The 23,969-nt window shown below is 73.3% G+C and carries 19 protein-coding genes; 9 read left to right on the forward strand and 10 right to left on the reverse strand.

The annotated features are described in order from the left end of the window. Positions 1–183 precede the first annotated feature (183 nt). A complete protein-coding gene (locus tag KR546_RS03255; RefSeq protein WP_238443267.1) occupies positions 184–1,125 on the forward strand; it encodes a quinone oxidoreductase family protein in 942 nt (313 codons plus the stop codon). A 24-nt stretch (positions 1,126–1,149) separates the two neighbouring features. On the opposite strand, the gene KR546_RS03260 is transcribed toward KR546_RS03255, so the two are convergent. From KR546_RS03260 to KR546_RS03270, 3 genes are all read right to left on the reverse strand, one after another. Beyond that, positions 1,150–1,524, reverse strand: coding sequence for a TraR/DksA family transcriptional regulator (locus KR546_RS03260; protein ID WP_238443268.1), 375 nt, complete (start codon positions 1,522–1,524; stop codon positions 1,150–1,152). A 193-nt stretch (positions 1,525–1,717) separates the two neighbouring features. Further along, the gene (locus KR546_RS03265; protein WP_238443269.1) at positions 1,718–1,894 is read right to left on the reverse strand and encodes a hypothetical protein; all 177 of its coding nucleotides are present in this window, start codon (positions 1,892–1,894) and stop codon (positions 1,718–1,720) included. 223 nt (positions 1,895–2,117) lie between these two features. Next, positions 2,118–3,242, reverse strand: coding sequence for a diaminopropionate ammonia-lyase (locus KR546_RS03270; protein WP_238443270.1), 1,125 nt, complete (start codon positions 3,240–3,242; stop codon positions 2,118–2,120). A gap of 193 nt (positions 3,243–3,435) precedes the next feature. Here KR546_RS03270 and KR546_RS03275 point away from each other — a divergent pair, with 193 nt between their 5' ends. Then, complete coding sequence (locus KR546_RS03275) at positions 3,436–4,536, forward strand: hypothetical protein (protein WP_238443271.1); 1,101 nt, start codon at positions 3,436–3,438, stop codon at positions 4,534–4,536. A 36-nt stretch (positions 4,537–4,572) separates the two neighbouring features. Here KR546_RS03275 and KR546_RS03280 read toward each other — a convergent pair whose 3' ends face one another. Beyond that, a complete protein-coding gene (locus KR546_RS03280; RefSeq protein WP_238443272.1) occupies positions 4,573–5,136 on the reverse strand; it encodes a type 1 glutamine amidotransferase domain-containing protein in 564 nt (187 codons plus the stop codon). A gap of 306 nt (positions 5,137–5,442) precedes the next feature. On the opposite strand from KR546_RS03280, the gene KR546_RS03285 reads away from it, so the two are divergent. After that, positions 5,443–7,140 (forward strand): bifunctional metallophosphatase/5'-nucleotidase, encoded by a 1,698-nt coding sequence (locus tag KR546_RS03285; protein ID WP_238443273.1) that lies wholly within the window; start codon positions 5,443–5,445, stop codon positions 7,138–7,140. An 80-nt stretch (positions 7,141–7,220) separates the two neighbouring features. On the opposite strand, the gene KR546_RS03290 is transcribed toward KR546_RS03285, so the two are convergent. Continuing rightward, the gene (locus tag KR546_RS03290; protein ID WP_238443274.1) at positions 7,221–8,267 is read right to left on the reverse strand and encodes a DNA topoisomerase IB; all 1,047 of its coding nucleotides are present in this window, start codon (positions 8,265–8,267) and stop codon (positions 7,221–7,223) included. 155 nt (positions 8,268–8,422) lie between these two features. Here KR546_RS03290 and KR546_RS03295 point away from each other — a divergent pair, with 155 nt between their 5' ends. The 3 genes from KR546_RS03295 (at position 8,423) to KR546_RS03305 (ending at position 12,734) form a co-directional block, all read left to right on the forward strand. After that, complete coding sequence (locus tag KR546_RS03295; protein WP_238443275.1) at positions 8,423–11,125, forward strand: alpha/beta fold hydrolase; 2,703 nt, start codon at positions 8,423–8,425, stop codon at positions 11,123–11,125. Then, entirely contained in the window at positions 11,122–11,931 is an 810-nt protein-coding gene (locus KR546_RS03300) for an ABC transporter permease (RefSeq protein ID WP_238443276.1), read from the forward strand. Before KR546_RS03295 ends, KR546_RS03300 begins: the two co-directional genes overlap by 4 nt. Positions 11,932–12,029: 98 nt before the next feature. After that, positions 12,030–12,734: a hypothetical protein gene (locus KR546_RS03305; RefSeq protein WP_238443277.1), complete on the forward strand. Its 705-nt coding sequence runs from the start codon at positions 12,030–12,032 to the stop codon at positions 12,732–12,734. Between the two features lie 66 nt (positions 12,735–12,800). Here KR546_RS03305 and KR546_RS03310 read toward each other — a convergent pair whose 3' ends face one another. Continuing rightward, positions 12,801–14,465 carry a LuxR C-terminal-related transcriptional regulator gene (locus KR546_RS03310; RefSeq protein ID WP_238443278.1) on the reverse strand — a complete coding sequence of 555 codons (1,665 nt, stop codon included), beginning with the start codon at positions 14,463–14,465 and terminating at the stop codon, positions 12,801–12,803. Positions 14,466–14,656: 191 nt separating this feature from the next. Between KR546_RS03310 and KR546_RS03315 the strand changes: the two genes are divergently transcribed. Beyond that, positions 14,657–15,541 (forward strand): methyltransferase domain-containing protein, encoded by an 885-nt coding sequence (locus KR546_RS03315; RefSeq protein WP_238443279.1) that lies wholly within the window; start codon positions 14,657–14,659, stop codon positions 15,539–15,541. 94 nt (positions 15,542–15,635) lie between these two features. After that, complete coding sequence (locus tag KR546_RS03320) at positions 15,636–16,529, forward strand: SMP-30/gluconolactonase/LRE family protein (RefSeq protein WP_238443280.1); 894 nt, start codon at positions 15,636–15,638, stop codon at positions 16,527–16,529. A 10-nt stretch (positions 16,530–16,539) separates the two neighbouring features. On the opposite strand, the gene KR546_RS03325 is transcribed toward KR546_RS03320, so the two are convergent. After that, positions 16,540–17,715, reverse strand: a complete 1,176-nt coding sequence (locus KR546_RS03325; protein WP_238443281.1) for an aminotransferase class I/II-fold pyridoxal phosphate-dependent enzyme — start codon at positions 17,713–17,715, stop codon at positions 16,540–16,542. 379 nt (positions 17,716–18,094) lie between these two features. Here KR546_RS03325 and glpK point away from each other — a divergent pair, with 379 nt between their 5' ends. Then, positions 18,095–19,615, forward strand: coding sequence for a glycerol kinase GlpK (gene glpK / locus KR546_RS03330; RefSeq protein ID WP_238443282.1), 1,521 nt, complete (start codon positions 18,095–18,097; stop codon positions 19,613–19,615). Between the two features lie 104 nt (positions 19,616–19,719). On the opposite strand, the gene KR546_RS03335 is transcribed toward glpK, so the two are convergent. The 3 genes from KR546_RS03335 to KR546_RS03345 all read right to left on the reverse strand — a co-directional run bounded on the left by KR546_RS03335 (position 19,720) and on the right by KR546_RS03345 (position 23,953). Next, positions 19,720–21,930, reverse strand: coding sequence for a 3-hydroxyacyl-CoA dehydrogenase NAD-binding domain-containing protein (locus KR546_RS03335; RefSeq protein WP_238443283.1), 2,211 nt, complete (start codon positions 21,928–21,930; stop codon positions 19,720–19,722). A 77-nt stretch (positions 21,931–22,007) separates the two neighbouring features. Continuing rightward, complete coding sequence (locus KR546_RS03340; RefSeq protein ID WP_238443284.1) at positions 22,008–23,219, reverse strand: acetyl-CoA C-acetyltransferase; 1,212 nt, start codon at positions 23,217–23,219, stop codon at positions 22,008–22,010. Further along, a complete protein-coding gene (locus KR546_RS03345) occupies positions 23,216–23,953 on the reverse strand; it encodes a TetR/AcrR family transcriptional regulator (RefSeq protein ID WP_238443285.1) in 738 nt (245 codons plus the stop codon). The genes KR546_RS03340 and KR546_RS03345 overlap by 4 nt, the downstream gene beginning before the upstream one ends. Positions 23,954–23,969: the final 16 nt, after the last annotated feature.

The following is a 23,969-nucleotide window of genomic DNA, read 5'->3' on the forward strand; positions in this document are numbered from 1 at the left end:
TGGTCCCGTGGGATGGCTGCACGATACGCCTCCCCCGCGAACGCTGCGACGACCGTCGGACACTGACCGACCGCGAGACGACGCGTGACCGGCCCCGAGGCAGACCCCCACCGTTCGTCCTCCCGACCGGAACACCTGCGATCGAGACCCGTTCGCACTGGTGACACAACCCAGGAGGCAGGCATGGCCGTGCGACGAGTTGTCGGAGTGACCGAGTTCGGTGGACCCGAGGCCCTGGAGGTGCACCGGGTCGCCCAGGTCGACCCGGCACCGAGCGACGTGGTCGTCGCGGTGCGCGCCGCGGCGGTGAACCCGACCGACACGGGCCTGCGTTCGGGGAAGTACGGCGACTTCGACTGGGACCCGCCGTACGTGCCCGGGATGGACGCCGCGGGCCGGGTCGTGGCCATCGGTGCCGACGTGGACGGGCTGTCCATCGGTGACGAGGTCATGGCAGCCGTGGCACCTGCGCGTCCGGCCGGCGGGGCCTACACCGACCTGCTGACGGTCCCGGCCGCGCAGGTCATCGCGATCCCCGACGGTGCCAGCGTCGAGGAGGCCGCGACCTTGCCGATGAACGGGATCACGGCCAAGATCGCCCTGGACGCGCTGGACCTGGCCGAGGGCGAGACGTTCGCCGTGCTCGGCGCCGCCGGCCAGCTCGGCAGCCTCGCCATCCCGTTGGCGAAGAACCGGGGCCTGCGGGTGGTGGCGGACGCCGCGCCCGAGGACGCCGACCTGGTGCGGTCCTTCGGGGCCGACGAGGTCGTGGCTCGCGGGGACGACGTCGGTGCGGCGGTGCAGTCCGCCACGGACGGCGGGGCCGACGGGGTGTTGAACGCATCCCTGCAGGACGACCAGGCCCTGGCGGCGGTCCGCGCCGGCGGCGGGATCGCGGCCGTGCGTGCGTTCGACGCCACGCCCGGGGACGACGTCGAGGTCCACCGGATCTCGGTGTTCGACCACCTCGACGATCGTGCTGCGCTGGAGGAGCTGCGGACGCTGGCCGACTCGGGCGACATCCAGCTGCGGGTCGCCGGGACCCACGCGCCCGAGGAGGCCGCCGAGGCCCACCGACGCCTCGCCGAGGGTGGCGTGCGCGGGCGCCTGCTCATCCTGTTCTGAGATCGCCGTCGGCCGCGCGCGGTCCTAGCGGGCGCAGTCGATGCAGGTGGTCGTCGACGGACGGGCCAGGAGCCGCTCGACGCCGATCGGCTCACCGCATTCCATGCAGGTGCCGAACGTCGGGTCGTCGGCGAGCCGCTGGCGTGCCTCGCCGACGTGCTCGAGGTCGGTGCGGGCCTTGTCCAGCAATGCCTGGGCCTGGGCCCGCTCGAACCCGATCGTCGCGCCGTCGGGGTCGTGCTCGTCGTCGATGTTGGTCTCGCGACCGGACTCGACGAGCTCGGCGATCGTGCGTTCGAGGGCGGCGATGCGCTCCGTGATGCGGTCGTGGTCCTCGGCCAGGCGCTCGTCGATCACCTGCCGGTCGTCGCGGGTGGGGAGCGGAGAATCGACTGGCATTCGCGTCATCCTGCCGTACGGAGGAATCGGCAACGATATCCCGCCGTGCCGGGGGTGCAACCCCACCCCGCACAACGCGGCGAACCCGACGCTGGACCGTCGCGGTGACACCCGGGACCGGGCCCGGCGGGCAGACGTGCGGCGACCCCGGCACGGTCGAGCGTGCCGGGGCCGCCGCGGTGTCACACGTGGGTCAGGTGGTGGCCTCGGACGGCATCATCGACGTCATCTCGGAGCCCATCTCGCTGGCCTCGTCGGTCGCCGTGTCCTCCGTCGCGGCGTCGTCGGTGTCCCCGTCGTCGCTGCCACATCCGGCGGCCAGGAAGGCCGTGGCGGCAAGGGTGGCTGCCAGGATCTTTCGTGCGCGCATGGTGGTTCCTCGTGGTGGTCGCCGCGGTCGGACGGCGGGGGGGACGGCCGTGCCGGTGGGCGCGACCGCTCGTGCGCGTCGGGCGGCAGGCCGCGCGACGCGACCAACTATCGCGATCGTTGGTGGTGGTGTCAACCTGGCGCGACCACCGTGGTGCGCTGGGCGGACGGGTGCGTGCGAACACGTCGCCGTCCGCGCGCCCGCGTGGCGTGGTGGATCGCCGTCAGGAGGCCGTCGCAGCCGTGCCCTCCGTGGACAGCAGGACCACCACGTCGTCGGGCCGCAGGCCCAGCGTGTCACGTCGCCCCGGCGCACCCGGCCCGGCCAGGACCTGTCGCGCGCCCGCGAGCGTGGCCGCGCCGCTGGGGCCCGACGACACGCCGTGATCGCCCAGGTCGTCCGACGCCGCGCGTGCCTGGTCGTCGCCGACCGTGCAGGCCGCGTCCAGCCCGGCGTGCAGCACCGGCCAGCCCAGGGCAGACGGCGTCCCGCAGTTCAGCCCGGCCATGACGGTGTCCTGCGTCGCCACCGTGGTCCGCTCGTCCTTCCGCAGGCTGGCCAGGACACACGCCGCCGACGTCGGCTCGACGGCCAGCACCGCGGGGGCGCGCGTCCCCGGCCCACGGCTGCGGGCGTGGGTGACGACGGCCTGCGCCAGGGATCCCACGCCGACCGGGACGACGAGGAGTCCCGGGGCGGGCAGCCCACGCGCGGCGAGCTGGTCGTCGACCTCCTCCAGCATGGTCGCGTAGCCCTCGACGATCCGGGCCGGCACGCGGGTGTAGCCCTCCCAGGCCGTGTCCTGGACCAGCGCGCCGTCGGGCAGGTCGCGGGCGAGGTCGGCCGCTCGCCCGACCGTGGTGTCGTAGTCGACGTCCAGCACCTCGACCCGCGCGCCCTCGCGCTCGATCGCGCTGATCGCCCCGGCCGGGACGGTGGACGGCGCAAGGATCGTGGCGGGGAGGTCGAGGTCGGACGCGAGCCGGGCCACGGCGCGGCCGTGGTTGCCGTCGGTCGCCGTGACCAGGTGCACGGGGTGGTCGTGGGCAACGGCACGGACCCGGTCCCAGGTCAGTGCGTCGGGGGACAGTCCGGCCCGCGTCGCGACCACGTCCGCGATCGCCCACGAGGCCCCGAGGACCTTGAACGACGGCAGTCCGAACCGCGACGACTCGTCCTTGACCACGACGGTGCCGACGTCCAGCTCGGCGGCCAGGTCGGGCAGGTCGACCAGGGGAGTGGCCGCGTGGTCCGGCAGGCTCTCGTGGAAGGCCCGGACGGCGCCGGGCGGGGGATCGCAGGTCCAGTGGCGGGCGTCGGGACGGGCGAACCAGGCAGGTGAGGACATGGCGCCATGATGCCCGTCGGTCCGGTCGCGCGTCGGTCGCGCCTGGGTCGCGGCGTCGGTCGCCCGCCGATCGAGGTCCCGTCCGGGCCGTCCCGGTCCCGTCCGGACCGTCCCGTCGCCACACTGGGACCCGACACGTCGAGCGGAAGGCTGCACGATCACTGCGCCGCGTCCTGCGTCCTCCACCGGACCGGTGCGCCGTCCGGACGAGGACTCGGCGGTCGCCCCGGAGATGGTCGTCGGCGGCGACGGGCATCGTCCGCGGCATCCCGGCGGCCCCGGTCCGGAGCCCTCGGGTCGTTGGCGCACCCGAACCCTGGTCGTCGCGCTCGTGGTCGTGGTGGCCGCCGGGGCCACGGTCCTGGTCGTGTCGCGACGTGGCGCCGGCCTGGTCGCGCCGGACGTGGCCGCACCACTGCCGGGAGTGCCGCAGGCCCAGGTCGTCGAGCGCTGGACGCGGCCCGTGGACCGCCCGGTCAGCGACCTGGTCGTCGTCGGCGACACGGTGGTGCTGGTCGAGCTCGCCCCGCTGCGCCAGGGGCTCGCGGCTGGCGTGCTGCTGACCGCGCTCGATGGCCGCGACGGGAGCCCACGCTGGCAACGACGCGTGCCGGGCCGGTCACTGGTCGTGCTGTCGGACGGCCGAGGTGGTCGGGGGGTCATCGACGTCGCGTCGGCCTTCGACGTCCCGTCGACCGTGCGCGGCCTCGCCCTCGCCGACGGCGCGGAGACCTGGTCGTGGCCGGCCAATGGGGCGCGACGGATCGGCTGGGACCGGTCGGGTGCGGTGGTGATCGTCGGGGAGTCCTGCGTCACGTTGGAGGAGGACGGTCCCGACGTGGGGTCCGGGACGACGGACGCACGGACGTGTGACGAGGCGGGTCGGCCCCTGCTGGACGTGGTGGCTGCGCTGGGTGACCGGTCCTGGCGGGTGCACGGCGACCCGGACGGCCGCCGGGTGGACGGGCGGTCGGCCAGGCTGGTGGTCGAGGCCTCGGACGGGCGGGTCGTGGGATCGCTCCCCGGGTCGGACCGCGTCGTCCTGGACGCGTTCGACGACCGGCCGCTGGGCGGTCAGCTGACGACGGCGGGCCTGCTCGTGGCCGGACCGGCCGACTCCCTGGGTGGTGACGGTGGTCAGCACGCGCTCGGCCTGCTCACCGTGCCGGAGCTGCGTCCCCGCTGGATCGCGCCGGTCGTGGCGCCGGCCGAGCGCGTGGCGTCCAGCCCGTCGCTGGTCGCCGTGCTGACGCGGTCCGACGACGGCCGGGCGCGGCTGGCGGTCCTGCGGTGACCCGCCCGGTTCCGACGCCCGACCGTGGTGTCCGGGTCAGCTGCCGGCGGCGGCCAGCATCTTCACCAGCTCGCGGTTGAACGCGGGGAGGTCGTCGGGGTTGCGGCTGGTCACGAGGCGCCCGTCCACGACGACCTCCTCGTCCACCCAGTCCGCCCCGGCGTTGGACAGGTCGGTGCGCAGGCTCGGCCACGACGTCATCCGTCGACCGTCGACCACGCCGGCCTCCACCAGCGTCCACGGCGCATGGCAGATCGCGGCCACCGGCCGGTCCTGCCGGACGAACGCGCCGATGAAGGCAACCGCGTCGTCGTGCATCCGCAGGTTGTCCGGGTTGGCGACACCGCCCGGCAGGACCAGCGCGTCGTAGTCGTCGGGGTCGGCGTCGGCGAAGGTGACGTCGACGTCGAACGTGTCGGCCTTGTCGAGGTGCTCGAAGGCCTGGACCGTGCCGGACTCCGGAGCGATCAGGCGTGGCGTGCCGCCGGCGTCCTCGACGGCCTGCCACGGCGAGGTCAGCTCGACCTGCTCGATGCCCTCGTTGGCGACGGCGAACGCGACGACCGTCCCGGAAAGGTCGGTGCTCGGGGTGCTGCTCACGATGTGCCTCTCGATCGGTGGACCTTCCACCGTACGAAGCATCCATGGGGCCACGTCCCCCCCGTTCGCCCACCCGCCGATCGGCCGGGGAGCGGGATGGCGAGACCCGTGTCGTCCGCCCATCGCGCACCTCGGGGCCAACCCGGTCCGTCGGGGCCGCTCGGACGGGGCCCGACCGACCGGGGGCAGTAGCGTGACCCGTCCGGACCCGCCAATGGGGGTGGGCTCCGAGTCGATGACCCGGGTTCGCGGGTCGATGGGGAGGAACGCGCAATGCAACACATCCAGACTGGGTCGAAGACGACCATGCGATCAGGGATCGTGCTGGCCCTGGCCGCACTGGTCCTGGCACTGGTGGCCACCGCGCCGCCGACCGAGGCCGGGCCGAAGGGGGTCGACTTCACGCTGACCGTCCTGCACAACAACGACGGCGAGTCCGACTTGCTCGCCAGTTCCGAGGACACCGATCCCGGGGCAGGGACGATCAGCCGGTTCGGGTGGCTGCTCGACGACCTTCGCGACGACGCGTTGGCCGGCCCGACCAAGGCCCGTGGCAAGACCGGCGTGATCGCCATCACGGCCGGGGACAACTTCCTGGCCAGCCCCGAGTGGCAGGCGAGCCTCGACAAGGGCGTCCCGTTCTACGACGCGATCGCCCTGGACCACATCGGCTACGACGCGTTCACCATCGGCAACCACGAGTTCGACTTCGGACCCGAGGTCCTGGCCGACTTCATCAACAGCTTCTCGGGTGGCGACGTCTTCCTGAGCGCCAACCTCGACTTCTCCGACGAGCCCTCGTTGCAGGCGCTGGTCGACGAGGGTCGGATCCGGCCCAGCATCGTCGTCAAGGAGCGTGGCGAGCGCATCGGCATCGTCGGGGCGACCACCCCGGAGCTCGACGAGGTCACCAGTCCCGGTGACGTCGAGGTCGACGAGGACGTCGCAGGCGCCGTGCAGGACGAGGTCGATCGCCTGACCGCGATGGGCATCGACAAGATCCTGCTGTCCAGCCATCTCCAGGACATCGACAACGAGCTCGCGCTCGTGACCGAGCTGAACGACGTGGACGCCGTCATCGGCGGCGGCGGTGGCGAGGACATCGCCGGCAACTATCCGCTGACGGCCGTGGACGCCGACGGGACCACCGTGCCGGTCGTGACCGTGCCCGGTGACTACTTCGACGTCGGGCGTCTCGTGCTCGAGTTCGACAAGGCCGGCCACGTCATCGGCTACGGCGGTGCACTCGAGCCCGTCACCTCCGACCTCCCGCAGGACCCGTACCTGGTCGAGCAGGTCGAGGAGCCCGTGAGCGCCTACCTCGCCGAGCTGGCCGACACCATCATCGCGACCAGCGAGGTCGGGCTGAACGGGATCCGCAACGACGTGCGGTCGCGCGAGACCAACGTCGGCAACCTGATGACCGACGGCTTCCTGGCCACCGGGACCGCGCTCGCCGCCGAGTACGGCGTGCCCGAGCCGCAGGTCGCGCTGCAGAACGGTGGCGGGATCCGCAACGACTCGATCATCGGGCCGGGCGAGATCAGCCTGCTCGACACGTTCGACATCGCGCCGTTCACCAACTTCGTCGCGGTGATCCCGGACGTCGCACCCGCCGACCTGCTCGCCGCGGTCGAGCACGGCCTGTCCGGCCTGCCGAGCGCCGCCGGCTCGTTCGGCCAGTGGGGCGGGCTGACCATCACCTACGACGTGGCCGAGCCGGCCGGGTCGCGGGTCGTGGACATCGTCCTCGACGACGGCACGGTCGTGGTCGACGACGGCGTCGTGGTCAGCTCCGAGCCGATCACCATCGCCACGATCGACTTCCTGGCCCAGGGCCAGGACGGCTACGACATGCTCGAGTCCTACGACTTCACCCGCGTGGGCGTGTCGTACCAGCAGTCGCTGGCGGACTACCTCGAGCAGCTCGGCACGATCACGGCGGCGGAGTACGCCGACCCCGTCGCGCCGGGCGACCGCGATCGCATCATCCCGGTGTCGTAGGGACGACCGCGACCGGCGCGCGCCGGACGATGGTGGAGGGCCGACCCCGACGGGTCGGCCCTCCGTCGTCGGGGCAACCTTCAGGCGTCGTCGGCCAGGAGGCGGGCGATGGCGGACTCGTCACGATCCAGCCACGTCCGGGCGCGGGCCCGCGCGAAGCGCTCGGGCAGCTCGCCCGCGTGGAACGCCCGTGGCACGGCCGGGTGCACGTAGCTCTCCCGGGCGACGTCGCGCGTGTTGTTGAGGCGGTCCGCGGCCGCGTCGAACCCGACCAGCACCAGCCGGTCCAGGTCGTCGTCGGGCGCCACCTCCAGGTCGGCCAGGGCACGGCCGGCGGCCACGGTGCCACCCCACACCCGGAAGTCCCGGGCGCTCCAGGGCTGGTCGGTGACCGACTCCAGCCAGCCGTTGACGTCGGCGGAGTCCACGTGGCGGGTGCCGCGGTCGTCCTCCCAGGTGAACAGGCGCTCGTCGGACCGCTCGGCGCAGGCAGACACGGCCCGGGCGAGCCGCCGATCGGCGACGGAGAGCTCGTGGCGGGCCCCGCCCTTGCCGACGAAGTCGAAGCTGACGCTGGCCGTGGTCGCCTCGACGTGGTCCGTGCGCAACGTGGTGAGCCCGAACGACTCGTGCTCGGTCACGGACTCCGGGTTGCCGATCCGCACCAGGGTCTCGTCCAGCAGGGCGACGACCAGTGCCAGCACCCGCAGGCGTGGGTCGCTGCGCTGGCGCAACCCGCTGTCGACCGCGTCACGGACCAGCGCGAGTGCCTCGGGGAAGGCGGCCAGGCGGGCGTACTTCGCCTCGTTGCGGGCCACCCGCCAGGCCGGGTGGTAGAGGTGCTGCTTGCGACCGGCGTCGTCACGTCCGGTCGCCTGGACGTGTCCGTCCGGATCGGTGCAGATCCACACGTCGGTCCAGGCCGGGGGCACGACCAGCTCGGCCATCCGGGTCTTCGTGGCGTCGTCGGTCAGCCACTCGCCGTCGGGACCGCGGTAGGCGAACCCGGTGCCACGCCGGACCCGGGTGATCCCGGGCTCGTCGTCGTCGACGTGGCGCAGTCCGGCCGCCCGGGCCGTGACCTCGGGGTCCTCCATCGTGACGTCGTCGCGGTTGCCAGCGGACACGAGTTCGGTCTCCCGTGCGGAGTGGTCGGGTCGACGGCAGACGATAGGGCGCCTCGGGTGGTCCGTTCGCCCGGACGCGGGGGACCCCGAACGTGACCCGCGTCGGGGTGGGGCGGGCTCGCGGAGGTGCCGGTCCCGGGGGATAGGCTGCGGCAATGGCCATCCCGTCCCTGCGCGTGTCGATCGGGCTCGCCGTCGGGGTGGTGGCGGCAGTCGTCCTTGCCGTCGTGCTCCTGTCCGGTCCGCCCGATCCCGTCGCCACGTCCGTGCGCATCCCGGTGGCCGACGACGTCACGCTCGACGCGACCCTGTGGATCCCCGACGGCGTCGGTCCCGAGTCCCCGGCCTCGGCGGTGCTGGTCGCCCACGGGTTCGGCGGGTCCCGGGACAGCGTCGCGGACGACGCCCGGGCGCTGGCGGCCCGCGGGCACGTCGTCCTCGCCTGGTCGGCGCGTGGGTTCGGGGGCTCGGGTGGCCGCATCGGGCTGAACGACCCCGACGCCGAGATCGCCGACGTGTCGGTCCTGGTGGACTGGCTCGCGGAACGGCCGGAGGTCGTCGCCGACGGGCCCGGCGACCCGCGCGTGGGCATGACCGGCGCCAGCTACGGCGGTGGCGCGACGCTCCTCGCGGGAGCAGCCGACGACCGCATCGACGCGCTCGTGCCGATCAGCGCGTGGCACTCGCTGGCGGACTCGCTGTCGCCCAACGCGGCCGGCACGACCACCGGCGTGCTCAAGCAGCAGTGGGTGAGCCTGCTGTTCGCCACGGGCTCGACGCCGGGTGGCCTGGGAGGCCTGCTGGGTCCGGCCGCCACGGCCCCCCCGGACGCCGCCGCCGGTCCCGGTGGGCCGCTCGACGCCGTCGCGGGCGCGTGCGGGCCGTTCGATCCCCGGCTGTGCGCCGCCTACGCGGCCAGTGCCGAGGCCGGGCGGCTCACCGACGAGGCCGAGGACCTGTTGCGACGGGCCGACCTCGTCGACCGCCTCGCCGACGTCACCGCACCGACCCTGGTGGTGCACGCCCGGGGCGACACGCTGTTCCCCCTGTCGGAGTCGGTCGCCAACGCCACCGGCATCGCCGCCACAGGCACCCCGGTCGCCCTGCGCTGGCTGCCGGGTGGCCACGACCTCGGCTCTGCCGAGGGCAACACCGCCCGGGTGCGGACCCTGGTCGGCGACTGGCTCGACCGGTGGCTGGACGACCAGCCGGTCGACACCGGACCCGTCTTCGCGTCCGTGGCGCGCAGCCCCGGGGCCGACCGCACGGCCGACGAGCTGGTGCCGGTCGCCGTCACCGACACGCTGGCCGCGTCCGCCGACGGTCGGCTCGTCACGACCGGGGACGCCCAGTCCGGCGAGCGCTCGTGGATCACCCCGCCCGGTGGCGTGCCGGCGGCCCTGACCAGCCTCCCGGGTGGCGGTGCCCTGGGCGAACTGTTGCCGCCGACCGACCTGCCGGGCCAGCACGTCGCCTTCCAGACCGAGCCGCTGACAACCGACCTGGAGGTGCTCGGCGCGCCCACCCTGGCGTTGGACCTGGACACGTCGGGCGACGAGGTCGTGCTCTTCGCCAAGTTGCTGGACGTGGCACCCGACGGCTCGGTGACCCTGCCCCAGCAGGCGGTCGCGCCGGTCCGGCTGGGCGACCTCCCTGCCAGTGCCACGATCGCCCTGCCGACGCTGGACCACACGTTCGCCGCTGGCCACCGCGTTCGGCTGGTCCTGGCCGCCACCGACCAGGCCTACGCCAACCCCCGCGCGACGGCCGTCACCACGGCGACCGTCGGTGCGGGCGCGACCCTGGCCGTGCCCACCGTGGCCGGACCGGTCCCCGACGGCACGGCGTTGGCGCTGGCCCTGGCCGCGGTGGCTGGCCTGGTGGTGCTGGGGACCGTGCTGGTGCTGGTCGCACGTCGCCGCCGGACCACCCACGAGGTCGCGGTCGATCCGGGCCAACCCGCCGTGGTCGTGTCGGGCCTGCGCAAGACCTACGCCAGCGGGTTCGTCGCCGTCGACGGGATCGACCTCGAGGTCGGGACGGGCCAGGTGTTCGGCCTGCTCGGTCCGAACGGTGCGGGCAAGACCACCACCCTGCGGATGCTGCTCGGCCTGGTTGCGCCCACCGCCGGCGAGGTGCGCCTGCTCGGGCACCGGGTGTCGTTCGGCCATCCCGTGCTGCGCCACGTCGGGGCGCTGGTCGAGGGTCCGGGGTTCGCCCCCTACCGCTCGGGCCGGGACAACCTCCTGGACTGGTGGCGGGCCGGGAGTCGGCCGCTCGCCGAGGCACACCTCGACCGGGCGCTGGAGGTCGCGGCCCTCGGCGACGCCGTGGATCGCCCGGTGGGGGAGTACTCGCACGGGATGCGCCAGCGGCTCGCCATCGCCCAGGCGATGCTGGGCGACCCACCGCTGCTGGTCCTGGACGAGCCCACGGACGGCCTCGATCCCGGCCAGATCCGCGGCATGCGTGACCTGTTGTCCGGGCTGGCCACGGAGGGGCGGACCGTGCTGGTCTCGAGCCACCTGCTGGCCGAGGTCGAGCAGGTCTGCACCCACGCGGCCGTCCTGGTGTCCGGCCGGGTCGTGGCGGCCGGCCCGGTCGCCGAACTGGCCGGCGCGACCCGCAGTGTCGAGGTGCGCGCGGTCGACGAGGCGGGCGCGGAGGCGGTCCTGGTCGACCTGCTGGGCCGACCGAGGGTGCAGCGCCAGGGGTCGGGCCTGGTGGCCGACCTCGACGGCCGTCCGTCCGAGGAGGTCGTCGCCGCCCTGGTGGCGGCCGGCGTCGGGCTGCAGTCGGTCACGCCACGGCGCCGGCTCGAGGACGCCTTCCTGCAACTGGTGGAGGCCGGACGATGAGGACCGAGTTGTGGCGCCAGCTCGCCCGCCGTCGGACCCAGTTCGCCTGGCTGGGCACGGCCCTGGTGCCCGTGATCATCGTGGTCATCCTGGTGCTCAACGGCGGTGGCGACGGGGACGGCAACGGCAACGGGGACCCGACCGGGCTGTTCTCGCTGGCCACGGCGTCGGGGCTGAACTTCGCGCTGGTGGCGGTCGCCGCCATGAGCGGGTTCCTGCTGCCGGTCGTCGTCGCCCTGTTCGCCGGCGACAGCGTGTCGTCCGACGCCGGCTGGGGCAGCCTGCGCTACCTGTTGGCCCGCCCGGTGGGTCGGTCGAGGCTGCTGGGGCGCAAGCTCGCCGTGGCCGTGCTGCTCGGGCTCGTGGCCGTCGCCATCGTGCCGCTCGTCGGGGCGGTGGCCGGCACCATCGCGTGGGGCTGGGGGGCGGTGCAGACCCCGTTCGGGACCCTGCCGGTCGGCACCGCCGTGCCGCGGCTGGTCGCGATCACGGCCTACGTCGCCTGGTCGACGGCCTGGGTCGCCGCCCTGGCGCTGTGGCTGTCCACCGTCACCGACGCCCCGGTCGGTGCCGTCGCCAGCACGATCGTGATCGTCATCGTGGTCCAGATCCTCGACGCGATCACCGCGCTGGGCGACATCCGTCGGTGGCTGCCGGTGCACGAGTCCACGGCCTGGGTCGCCCTGCTCGACACGCCGGCCCGGACCGACGAGCTCGCACGAGGTGTCCTGTTGCAGGTGCCGTGGGTCGTCGTCTTCCTCGCCCTGGCCTTCTGGTGGTTCCGTCGCAAGGACGTCCTGTCCTGACGGCCCGAAGGACCCGGTGGAAGGGGCCACCTCGGCACCTGTGCCGACTGGTCCGGTCCCGCACCCTCTAGCATGACGCCACCGAGAGAGGCGCCGCGATGCGACGGTCCGACGACACCTTCCTGGTCGTGGTCGGCACGATCGTGGGCATCGTCGCCGTCGGCCTCATGATCGCCGGGGTGGCGGTCCTGCTGGTCGGCTCGCTCGGCTCCGAGGACGGCTGGTTCGAGGGCCCCCCGGTCAGCCTGTCCACTGACGGCAGTGCGGTCCGCACCGAGCGCCTCTCGCTGGGCGCCAACCCGGGTCCGTGGTTCCCCGACGGCGGGGCGGTCCGCCAGCGCGTCACGATCACGCCCAGCTCGCCCGACGAGCCGGTGTTCGTCGGTGTCGCCCAGTCCGAGGACGTCGATCGCTGGCTGGCGGACAGCGGGTACACGACGGTCCTCGGGGTCGACGGTGACGGCCGGACCGAGGTCGAGGTCGTCGAGGGGGCGAGGTCGCCCGCGCCGCCGGGCGACCAGGACTTCTGGGAGGTGTCGGCCAGCGGCACCAGCCCCACCGCCATCATCTGGGACACGCGGTTCGGCACCTGGGAACTGGTGGTCGCCAACGCCGACGGCAGCGCGGACGTCGCCGTCGCCGCCGAGGGCCAGGTGCGGCTGCGGCTGGCCGGCCAGGTCGGTTGGACGATGGTCGCGGCCGCCGTGGTGGTGGGCCTCGTGGCCCTGGTGATGCTCCTGACGGCGTTCCGCCACCGCCGTCGAGACGCCCGCATCGAGCGGCGGGAGGCCGCGCTCCACTGATCCCGGGGTCGGAAGACACCGGGAAGCGGGTCCCCGCCGGGCGAGACGATGCGCGTGCGTGCTCGGTCAGTCCGGGTCGACGTGGCGGGCAGCCCACGCCGCCGCCGCAGTCCGGGAGTCCACTCCCAGCGCCTGGAGGATGTTTCCGACGTGGTCCTCGACCGTCCGCGGGCTCAGGTGCAGTCGATCGGCCACCTGTGCGTTGGACAGGCCCTCCGACACAAGGGTCAGCACCTCCTGCTGCCGGGCCGTCAGGACGTCGTCGGTGCGCGGCTGGGGTCGCCCGGACTCCCCCAGGCTGCGCAGCAACCGGCCGGCACGGTCGGCGTCGGCGGCACCCAGTCGCGCGAGGCCGTCCAGTGCGTGGCGAGCGTGCTCGCGGGCCAGTTCGGGCTCCCCCGGCGTGAGCCACGTGGCGTACTCCAACCGGGCCACGCCCAGCTCCCATGGAAGTCCGGCCGTGGCCAGGGCTGACAGTGCGGCCCCGAAACTCGGCGAAGGGTCGTCACCGCTGGCCACGGCGATCCGGGCCGCAGCCAGTGACGACCGACCCAGCACCGCCGGGTGGCCGGTCGTCGCCGCGAGTCGCTCGAGACGGTCGTGGAGCCCACGGGCCTCCTCCCCATGACCACTGGCGAGCTGGGCGACGATCGCGAGTTCGACCAGTCCGGTGTCGGCCAGGGTGGCGGTCTCGGGCACGGCGCGGACCACCACGTCGCGCGCGACTGCTGGGCGCCCTCGGGACAGTGCCAATCGGCCGCGGGGCAGGGCCATGGCAGGATGGTCTTCGAAGCCGGCCATCAGTCGCGCGGCCTGCTCCAACCTGCCCTGTCGGATCCGCAGGTCGGCCAGTCGGGCCGTCGGCTCGACGAAGCTGGGCCGGTAGGAGCGTGAGAAGACGTCGCGGGCCTCCTCGAAGGCCAGTGCCGCCTCCTCCCAACGTCCAGCCGACGTCAGCACGCCACCCCAGTGGGTCCGGCAGATGCCACGGATCGGTCGCTCACCCGTGGTCGTGACGTAGCCGTCGACCGTGTCCAGCCACTGCTCGGCCCGATGGACCTCGCCGACCAACTCGCAGGCATGGAACAGCGTGCACCAGATCTCACCGACCGCCCACGGGTCGTCCACCAGTCCCGCCGTCGCGGCTGCCACGGCCTCGTCCAGCAGCGCCATGCCTCGTTCCACCCGGCCCTGCTCGACCTCGGCCTGGCCGAGGTAGGCGAGTGCGTCGAACTCCAACGCAGGATCGTCGAAGCGGCGGCCCAGCTCGACGGCCCGCGTCGCTCGTCGGTGGCGGACGGCCGGATCCGCGCTGATGCAGGCCCGGAAGACCTCCACCCAGCCGGTCTCCCGGCAGGGGGCGCCGTGCCGGTCGAGCATGCGGTGTGCGTGGCCGACCCAGGCCTGCATCGCCGCCCCGTCGCCGTTGACCAGCGCGTGCAGTTGCGCGAGGTGGATGGCCACCCCGGCCGCCGCGCGGGCGTTCCCGGCCTCGCGGTGCTCGCGATGCGAGGTGGCGAGCAGGTCGAGCGCCTCGGCATGGTGGCCCTGCCAGTAGCGGGCCTTGCCGAGGCCCTCGAGCGCGTCCGGCCCCGGCCGTCGCTGCCGCGCCTCGGCGAAGGCCCGTTCGGCCGCCACCCAGTCGGCCGCCTGCAGGGCCGCGCGACCCCGTGCGACCAACTGGTCCCGTGCGGGCACCGGATCGTCGTCGGCTGCGGGTGTCGGACGCATGGCCCCATCATGCCACGTGCCCCGTGTCGGTCCATCCCGGATCACACGGGTGGGAGCATGTGCGGTCCGGGTCGCGGGGCCGATCCCCGTGGTTCCACGGATGCATCGCCGTCCCCTCCAACTGCATGATGGAACCACCACGTCGGGGCCGCGCCCCGCCGACACGACAGGTGCCGATCCGCGAGGACCCCATGACCGACGCGACCACCGTCCAGGCCCCGGACGACCCCGGACACGCCCAGGATCCCCGTGCCGCCGCTCGAGCCGACCCGGCAGCATCGACTGCCGGCTGGCAGCTCGACGACGACGCTGCCCGCGCCTACCAGCACCACCTCGTGCCGGCCATCTTCGACCGGCTCGCCCGTCGCCTGGTCGAGGTCGCGGAGGTTGCCCCGGGCGACCGCGTGCTCGACGTCGCCTGCGGGACCGGCGTGGTCGCCCGCGCTGCAGGCCGCGTCGTCGGGGACAGTGGTCGGGTCGTGGGCGTGGACGTCAACGAGTCCATGCTGGCCACGGCTCGGGCACTGGACGACGGCATCACCTACCTGGCCGGAATCGCCGAGTCCCTGCCGGTCGGCGACGACCAGGTGGACGTCGTGACCTGTCAGCAGGCCCTCCAGTTCCTGCCCGATCCTGTCGCGGCCGTCGCGGAGATGCGCCGGGTCGCGGTGCCGGGCGGGCGCGTGGCCTTCAGCGTGCTGCGTGGCCTGGCAGCCAACCCCGTGTACGAGGTGTTCCGGTCGGCGCTCGAGCGCCACGCCGGTGCGGAGGCAGGGCGGATGATCGCGTCACCCTTCGGCGGGGGCGACGGCGAGGCCCTGCGCGAGACCGCGCTGGCTGCGGGCCTCGAGCAGGTCACGGTGCGCATCGCCGTGGACGAGGAGCGGTTCCCCTCGGTGTCCGACTTCGTCCACCACGAGGCCGCCAGTTCCCCGCTCGCGGTCGAGTTGGCGCGCCTCGACGAGGGCCGTCGCACCGCCCTGGTCGACGACCTGGAGTCCCGCCTCGCCTCCCACCAGGACGATCTCGGCCTCGTCTTCGCCAACGAGACGTGGATCGTGACCGCGCGGGCCTGAGCGATGGGCACGGGCCGACGTCCGGTGTTCGCCACGGGCACCCGCCTCCTACGATCGTCCGTCCGATCGTTCGGGTCGTCCCGGGAGGTGGCAGGTGCAGCAGATCGTCCCCGAAGTCGGCCTGTCCGCCGATCCCGTCCATGGTGAGGGCCCGATCTGGGACGCCCGGAACGGCTGGCTGCACTGGGTCGACGTGACCGGTGGGGTCGTCCACACCCTCGACCTCGCGACCGGCCGGGACCGATCCCTGGTGCTGGACCAGATGGTCGGCGCAGTCGCCCTGCGTGAGGCCGGTGGCCTGGCGGTCGCCGGGGAGCGAGGCTTCGGGCTGCTGGACCACGACGACCTGGTCCGGGACGGCACGATCGACCTCCCCCTGGTCGCCGAGGTCGTCGGTGACCCGACGATGCGCTTCAACGACGGGGAGTGCGACCCGTCCGGCCGGTTCTGGGCCGGGGCCATGGCCAAGGAGGCGACCCCGGGTCGTGGCCGGGTCCACCGGCTCGATCCCGACCGCACGTCCGAGCAGGTGCTGGCCGGGATGACGGTTCCCAACGGCATGTCGTGGTCCGACGACGGCGCGACGCTGCTGCTGGCGGACTCGGCCTCGACGTCGGTCGACCTGGTGGACGTGGAGGTGGCCACCGGTGGCGTGCTGGGCCGGCGACCCCACCTGCGCCTGCACGACGGACCCGGCGTGCCCGACGGCATCACGACCGATGCCGAGGGCGGGACCTGGGTGGCGCACTACGCGGGGGGCGAGGTCCGCCGGTACCTGTCCGACGGCCGGGTCGACCGGATCGTCGAGCTGCCGGTCTCCAAGCCGACCAGCTGCTGCTTCGCGGGCGACGACCTCGACCAGTTGTGGATCTCCACGACCTCCGAGGAGCTCGACCAGGACGAGCGACGGGCCCAGCCGCACGCCGGGTCGCTGTTCGTGTGCGAGCCCGGCGTCGTCGGCCGCCAGCCGTTCCGCTTCGCGGGATGACGGTCGGAGGTCAGACCGCGGCCAGGGCCTGGTCCAGGTCGGCCAGCAGGTCGGCGGCGTCCTCGATGCCGACCGAGTAGCGCACCAGCCCCTCGGGGATCCCCGCGATCGCACGTTCGTCGTCGGTCAGCTCGACGTGGCTGGTCGTGGCCGGGGGGCCGGCGATCGTCTCGACCTGGCCGAGGTTGGCGGCGAGGTAGGCGTAGCGCAGGTTGCCCAGCACGGTCTCCACGGCGGGGAACCCACCCTCGACCGCGAAGCTGAGCATCCCGCCGAAGCCGTCCATCTGCCGCGTGGCGACGTCGTGGTGGGGGTGGGTCGGCAGGCCCGGGTAGTTGACCGCCGTCACCTTGGGGTGGGTGGCGAGGTGCTGGGCGACGGCCAGCGCGGTCTCGTTCTGGCGCTCGACCCGCAGTCCGAGGGTCTTGAGGCTGCGCAGCATCAGGGCGGCCACCTGCGGGTCCATGCCGGTCCCGATGATCTCGCGCAGTCCGTAGATGCGCTCGACCAGGGCCTTCGAGCCGACGGCCACGCCACCCAGCACGTCGCCGTGGCCACCCAGGAACTTCGAGGCCGAGTGCAGCACCACGTCGGCGCCCAGCGTCACCGGGCGGGTGTTGATCGGCGTGGCGAACGTGTTGTCGACCACGGTCACGGCACCGACCTCGGCGGCCGCGCCGGCGAGCCGCTGCAGGTCGAGCACCTTGCAGGTCGGGTTCGTCGGCGACTCGAGGTAGAGCAGGTCGCAGCCCGCCCGGACCTGTTCCTCGATCGCCTCGTGGTCGTCGGTGTCGAGGACGTCGCACTCCACGCCCCACGCCGGCAGGATCTCGGTGAACAGCAGGTAGGTGCCCCCGTAGGTGTCCTTGACGGTGACGACCCGGTCGCCCGGACGCAGCAGTGCCTGCAGGGTGGTGAAGATCGCGGCCATGCCGGTCCCGAAGCTGGTGCCGGCCTCGGCCTCCTCCAGCGCCGCGACCTTGGCCTCGAAGTGGTCGGTCGTCGGGTTGGAGTTGCGGGCGTAGATGTGGCCCTCGGCCTCGCCCAGCGCGACCGCCCGCCACGAGGCAACGTCGGGGTAGGCGAAGGCCGAGTTGGCCACGATCGGCGGGACCACGCTGCGGGTCGTGGGGTCGACCTCCTCGGTGAGGTGGACGGACTTCGTCGAGGGTCCGGGCGTGGTCATGCTGGCTCTTCCGCGATGGCTGGGACACGAGGAACGGCCCTCGCGGGGCCGGACCGCGCAGTCTACGCCTCCCACCCGTCCGCCGGCACGACGCCCCCCGGGGGTCGGCCTCGAGCGGGTGCAATCCGGTGCGGGTTCCGCTCGGTCCTGCACCCGCTGGCGACCTGCCGTGCACCAATCCGTCGAGCGGGTGCATTCCGGTGCGGGTTCCGCTCGGTCCTGCACCCGCTGACGAACTCCCATGCGTCGATCCGTCGAGCGGGTGCACTTCGGTGCGGGTTCCGCTCGGTCCTGCACCCGCTCGGAGGGGTCGCCCGGCCGGGGGCCGCCTACGGTGGCGCTCGGTCCCAACACGGCACGGACGACAGGACGACACGGCATGGGTGACTACGTCGGCGCGGTCGACCAGGGCACGACCAGCTCGCGGTTCATGGTGTTCGACCACGGGGGCAACGAGGTCGCGCGCCACCAGCTCGAGCACGAGCAGGTGCTGCCGCGGGCCGGGTGGGTCGAGCACGACCCGGTCGAGATCTGGGAGCGCACCTCGACGGCGATCCGGGGTGCCCTGTCCCGGGCCGGCCTGGGCGCGGAGGACCTCGCCGCGGTCGGGATCACCAACCAGCGCGAGACGACGGTGGTGTGGAACCGCCGGACCGGGCGCCCGTACCACAACGCCATCGTCTGGCAGGACACGCGGACGGACCAGATCGCGTCCCGCCTCGAGCGAGACGGCCACGGGGACCTGCTGCGCCAACGCTCCGGCCTGCCACCCGCCACCTACTTCGCGGCCGGGAAGGCCCAGTGGATCCTCGACAACGTCGACGGTGTCCGTGACGCCGCCGAGGCCGGTGACGCGATCATGGGCACGATCGACACCTGGCTGCTGTGGAACCTCACCGGCGGCATCCACGGCGGCGCCCACGTCACCGACTCGACCAACGCGTCGCGGACCATGCTGATGGACCTCGACACGCTGGACTGGGACGACGAACTGCGCGGCCTGTTCGACCTCCCGGCGTCGATGCTGCCCGAGATCCGTCCGTCGTCGGACCCGGACGGGTACGGCGAGACCCTGGCCAGCGGGCCGTTCGGGGGGTCGGTGCCGCTGACCGGTGACCTGGGCGACCAGCACGCCGCGATGGTCGGACAGGTGTGCTTCGCGCCCGGCGAGGCCAAGAACACCTACGGCACCGGCAACTTCATGCTGCTCAACACCGGCGCCGAGCCGATCCGGTCCGAGCACGGCCTGCTGACCACCGTGTGCTACCAGTTCGCCGACCAGGACCCGGTCTACGCCCTGGAGGGATCGATCGCCGTGACCGGCTCGGCGGTGCAGTGGCTGCGCGACCAGCTGGGCATCATCGACGACGCGGCCGAGGTCGAGACCCTGGCCCGCCAGGTCGACGACAGCGGCGGCATGGTGTTCGTCCCGGCGTTCTCCGGCCTGTTCGCCCCGCACTGGCGCTCCGACGCCCGTGGTGCGGTGGTCGGCATGTCGCGGTTCAACACCAGGGCCCACCTCGCCCGGGCGACGCTGGAGTCGATCTGCTGGCAGTCACGCGACGTCGTGGACGCGATGGTCGACGACGCCGACCTCGACCTGCAGGTGCTCAAGGTCGACGGTGGCGTCACCGCCAACGACCTGTGCATGCAGATCCAGGCGGACGTGCTCGGGGTCGACGTCAGCCGCCCGGTCGTGACCGAGACCACCGCCCTGGGTGCCGCCTACGCCGCCGGGCTGGCCGTCGGGTTCTGGGACGACACCGACGAGCTGCGCTCCCACTGGCAGGAGGACCGCCGGTGGGAGCCGGAGTGGGACGACGACCAGCGCGCCGAGGGCCTCGCCCGCTGGCACAAGGCCGTCGACCGCACCCTCGACTGGATCGACGTCGACGATTGACGTTGTCCCCCGAACTCTCCTCGAGCGTGATGGCCTGGTGCACCAGTCTGCGGTGATCGGTCACGCTCGGTGGTGGGGGTTCAGGGCGCGGGGGCGGTTCGCGATCAGGACCAGCCGCGGGTGTCCTGGGGGCGCAGCGGCTCGCCGGCCTCGGCCCTGGCGACAAGCGAGGCCGGGGGCGTGAAGCGGTCGCCCCAGCGGTCGGCCAGTTCCTTGCAGCGGGCCACGAACCCGGTGGTGCCGCCCGGGTAGCCGTCGACGTACTGGGCGACGCCACCGGTCCACGCCGGGAACCCGATCCCGAAGATCGAGCCGATGTTGGCGTCCGGGAAGGTCTCGATCACGCCCTCGTCGAGGCACTTCACGGTCTCGAGCGCCTCGGCGAACAGCATCCGCTCCTGCAGGTCGACCAGCAGCGCGTCGTCATCGTCCCGGCGGTGGGTGTCCGGGTCGGCCCCGAACGCCTCGGCCAGGCCCGGCCACAACCCCACCCGGCGGCCGTCCTCGTAGTCGTGGAACCCGGCACCCGACGAGCGGCCGCCACGGTCGAACTCCTCGACCATGCGGTCGAGCACGTCGAAGGCGGGATGGCGCTCGCGCTCGATGCCGGCCGCCGCGTCGGCGTCGGCAGCGGCCTTCTCGATCAGCCGTGGCAGGGTGAGGGTCAGCTCGTCCATCAACTGCAGCGGGGGCGCCGGGTAGCCGGCGGCGGACCCCGCCCGCTCGACCATCACCGGGCTGATGCCCTCGCCGACGGCGGTGACGGCCTCGTTGAGGAAGGTGCCGATCACGCGGCTGGTGAAGAACCCCCGGGAGTCGTTGACGACGATCGGGGTCTTGGCGATCTGCTGGACGACGTCGAAGGCCCGCGCGAGTGCCTCCGGCGAGGTCCGCTCGCCACGGACGATCTCGACCAGGGGCATCTTGTCGACCGGTGAGAAGAAGTGCAGGCCGAGGAAGTCCTCGGGGCGCTGCAGGGACTCGGCCAGGTCGGTGATGGGCAGGGTCGAGGTGTTGGAGCACAGCAGCGCGTCGTCGGCCAGGTGTGGCTCGACCGCGGCGTAGATGTCGGCCTTGACCTGCGGGTCCTCGAACACCGCCTCGATCATCAGGTCACAGCCGGCGGTCTCGGCGGCGTCGGCGGTGGGGGTGATGCGGTCCAGCAGCGCCTCGGCGTCGTCGGCGCTCATCCGCCCGCGATCCCTTGCCTTGTCGGCCAGGCCACGCGAGTAGTCCTTGCCGTGGTCGGCCTTGTCGAACGTGGTGTCCAACAGCACGACGTCCATGCCTGCCTTCGCGCACGACCAGGCGATCCCGGCGCCCATCATCCCGGCACCCAGCACGGCGACGCGGGACGCCGTCCGGCGCTCGACGCCGTCGGGTCGGGACCGGCCCTTGTTGATCGCCTGCAGGTCGAAGAAGAACGCCTGGATCATGTTCGTGGACTGCGGCGAGTTGCACACCAGGTCGACGAAGTAGCGGTTCTCGATCTCGAGCGCGCGGTCCACCGACACCTGCGCGCCCTCGACCGCCGCCGACAGGATGTGCTGGGGTGCGTGGACGTCGGCACCCTTCAGCTTGGAGGTCAGGGTGGCGGGCACGGCCGGCAGGGTCGCGGCCAGCTTCGGGTGGGACGGCGCGCCACCCGGGATCCGGTAGCCGGGGGCGTCGTGGCGCTGCACGGACTCCGGGTGCTCGGTGATGAACGCGCGGGCACGGTCGAGCAGGTCCGCGGGGTCGGCGACGACCTCGTCGACCAGTCCCAGCTCGTGGGCCTTGGCGACCCGCAGGCGCTGGCCGCGGGTCAGGACCTCGGTCAGGGCCGGCACCAGGCCGAGCAGCCGCACGGTCCGGACCACGCCACCTGCGCCCGGCATCAGCCCCAGGGTCACCTCGGGCTGGCCGAGCCGGGTGCCGGAGTCGTCGACGACGACCCGGTGGTGACACATCAGCGCCAGCTCGAGCCCGCCGCCGAGCGCCGTCCCGTTGATCGCCGCCACGACCGGGACGCCGAGCGTCTCGATGGTCCGCATCGCGTCGCGCATGGCGGCGACGTTGGCCGCGACCTGCGTCACGTCGTCGGGACCGGCCGCGACCAGCAGTCGCAGGTCCCCGCCGGCGAAGAAGGTCGGCTTGCCCGAGGTCAGGACCACGCCGGTGACGTCGTCGAGCTCCCGCTCGAGCCGGTCGGCCACGGCGACCAGGTCCTCGCGGAACTGGTCGTTCATGGTGTTGGTCGACTGGTTCGGGTCGTCCAGGGTCAGGGTGACGACGCCGGCGTCGTCACGGTCCCAGGCGATGGTGGTGGTGTCCATGGAGTGTCCTCGCAGAAATCGTCGCGTTGCGGTGCGCAGGGGTGTCGGCCGGAACCGAGCGGTTCGCGGCCGAGCGGTCAGACCCGCTCGATGATGGTGGCGATCCCCATGCCACCGCCGATGCACAGGGTGACGATGGCGGTGGACAGGTCACGGCGCTCGAGCTCGTCGACCATGGTCCCCAGCAGCATCGCGCCGGTGGCGCCCAGCGGGTGGCCCATGGCGATCGCGCCACCGTTGACGTTGGTGACGTCGCGCTCGACCCCCAGGTCGCGCATCAGCTTGAGCGCGACGGCGGCGAACGCCTCGTTGATCTCGACCAGGTCGATGTCGTCCATGGTCATGCCGGCGCGGTCGAGCGCCTTGCGGCAGGCCGGACCCGGGCCGACCAGCATGATGGTCGGGTCGGTGCCGACCACGGCGGCCGACCGGATCACGGCACGCGGGGTGAGGTCGTGGCGACGGCCGGCCTCCTCGCTGCCGACCACGACCAGGGCGGCGCCGTCGACGATGCCCGACGAGTTGCCGGCGTGGTGGACGTGGTCGATCCGCTCGACCCGCGTGTACTTGGCAAGCGCGACGTCGTCGAAGCCACCCATCTCACCGATGCCGGCGAACGACGGCTTCAGGCGGGCCAGGTCGTCCAGCGTGGTGCCGGGGCGCATGTGCTCGTCGCGGTCGAGGACGACGGTGCCGGCGCGGTCGACGACCGGGACGATCGAGCGGTCGAAGCGACCGTCGGCCCAGGCCTTGGCGGCGCGCTCCTGCGACTCCACGGCGAACCGGTCGACGTCGTCACGGGTGAAGCCCTCGGTGGTGGCGATCAGGTCGGCGCCGATGCCCTGCGGCACGAAGCCCAGCCCCATGGCGGTCTCGGGATCGGTCGCCGACGGGTCGCCGCCCGAGCCCATCGGGACCCGCGACATCGACTCGACGCCCCCGGCCAGGACGAGGTCCTCCCAGCCGGACCGGATCCGCGCCGCGGCCTGGTTGACCGCCTCCAGGCCCGACCCGCAGTAGCGGTTGGTCTGGTTGCCGGCGACGACCTCGGGGTACCCGGCGGCGAGCACGGCCGTGCGGGGCAGGACACCACCCTGGTCACCGTGCGGCTCGACGATGCCCATCACCACGTCGTCGACCAGGGCCGGGTCCAGGCCCGGGTTGCGCTCACGGACCGCCTCCAGGACGGTGCTGGCCAGCGTGACCGGCTTGACGGTGTGCAGGGCACCCGTGTCCTTGCCGCGCCCGCGGGGGGTGCGCACGGCGTCGTAGACGTAGGCCTCGGTCATGGTCGGTCTCCGGGATCGGGGTCGCCCAGTGTGGGCGTGGCGGTGGGGCGGGGCGTGGGTGCGGTCGGGTGGCGGTCGTGCAGGTCCGGGTCGGTCGCCGCCGGCGCCTCGGCGACCGGGGGCAGGTCGGGCAGCGGCATCGTGGCGAGCCGGTGGGCCTCGCCAGGGTCGATGCCCAGCGCCCGCAGGACCAGCTCCGCGGCGGTCGAGCCGCCCTCGCGCCAGGTCTGGTGGCCCTCGAGCACGAGCCACATCCCGGTGATCGTGGTGCCGGTGAGCATCGACTGGACGCCGGGCAGCAGGTCGCGCGTGATCGTGTAGCGCCCCTGGTCGATGCCGCGCACGACGTCGTCGACCGGGGCGGTGGACCACAGTTGCTGGAGGCTGGCGTTGCTGAGCCCGAACCGGGCGACGAAACGCCCCCAGTCCGGCTCGTCGTGCGCGCGACGGATGCAGAAGCGCAGGGCGTTGGCCAGTCGCTCCGCCGGGTCCCCGACCGTGGCGAAGCTGGCCCGCATGCGCGTGTGCATCTCGCGGCTGAGGTCGATCGCGACCTGGTGGAACAGGTCGTCCGGCGAGTCGATGTTGTTGTAGACCGTGCCGCGGGCGATCCCGGCGACCTGGGCGAGCTCGCTGACGGTGACCTCGCTGCTGCCTCGCTGGGCGAACACCTGCAGCGCCGCGTCGTGCAGCCGCTGGCGTGCGGCTGTCGTCGGCATCGAGGTGCTGGTCACGGACTCCCCGGGGTTG

The sequence above is a fragment of the Salsipaludibacter albus genome (assembly GCF_019798055.1).
GTDB lineage: Bacteria > Actinomycetota > Nitriliruptoria > Nitriliruptorales > Nitriliruptoraceae > Salsipaludibacter > Salsipaludibacter albus.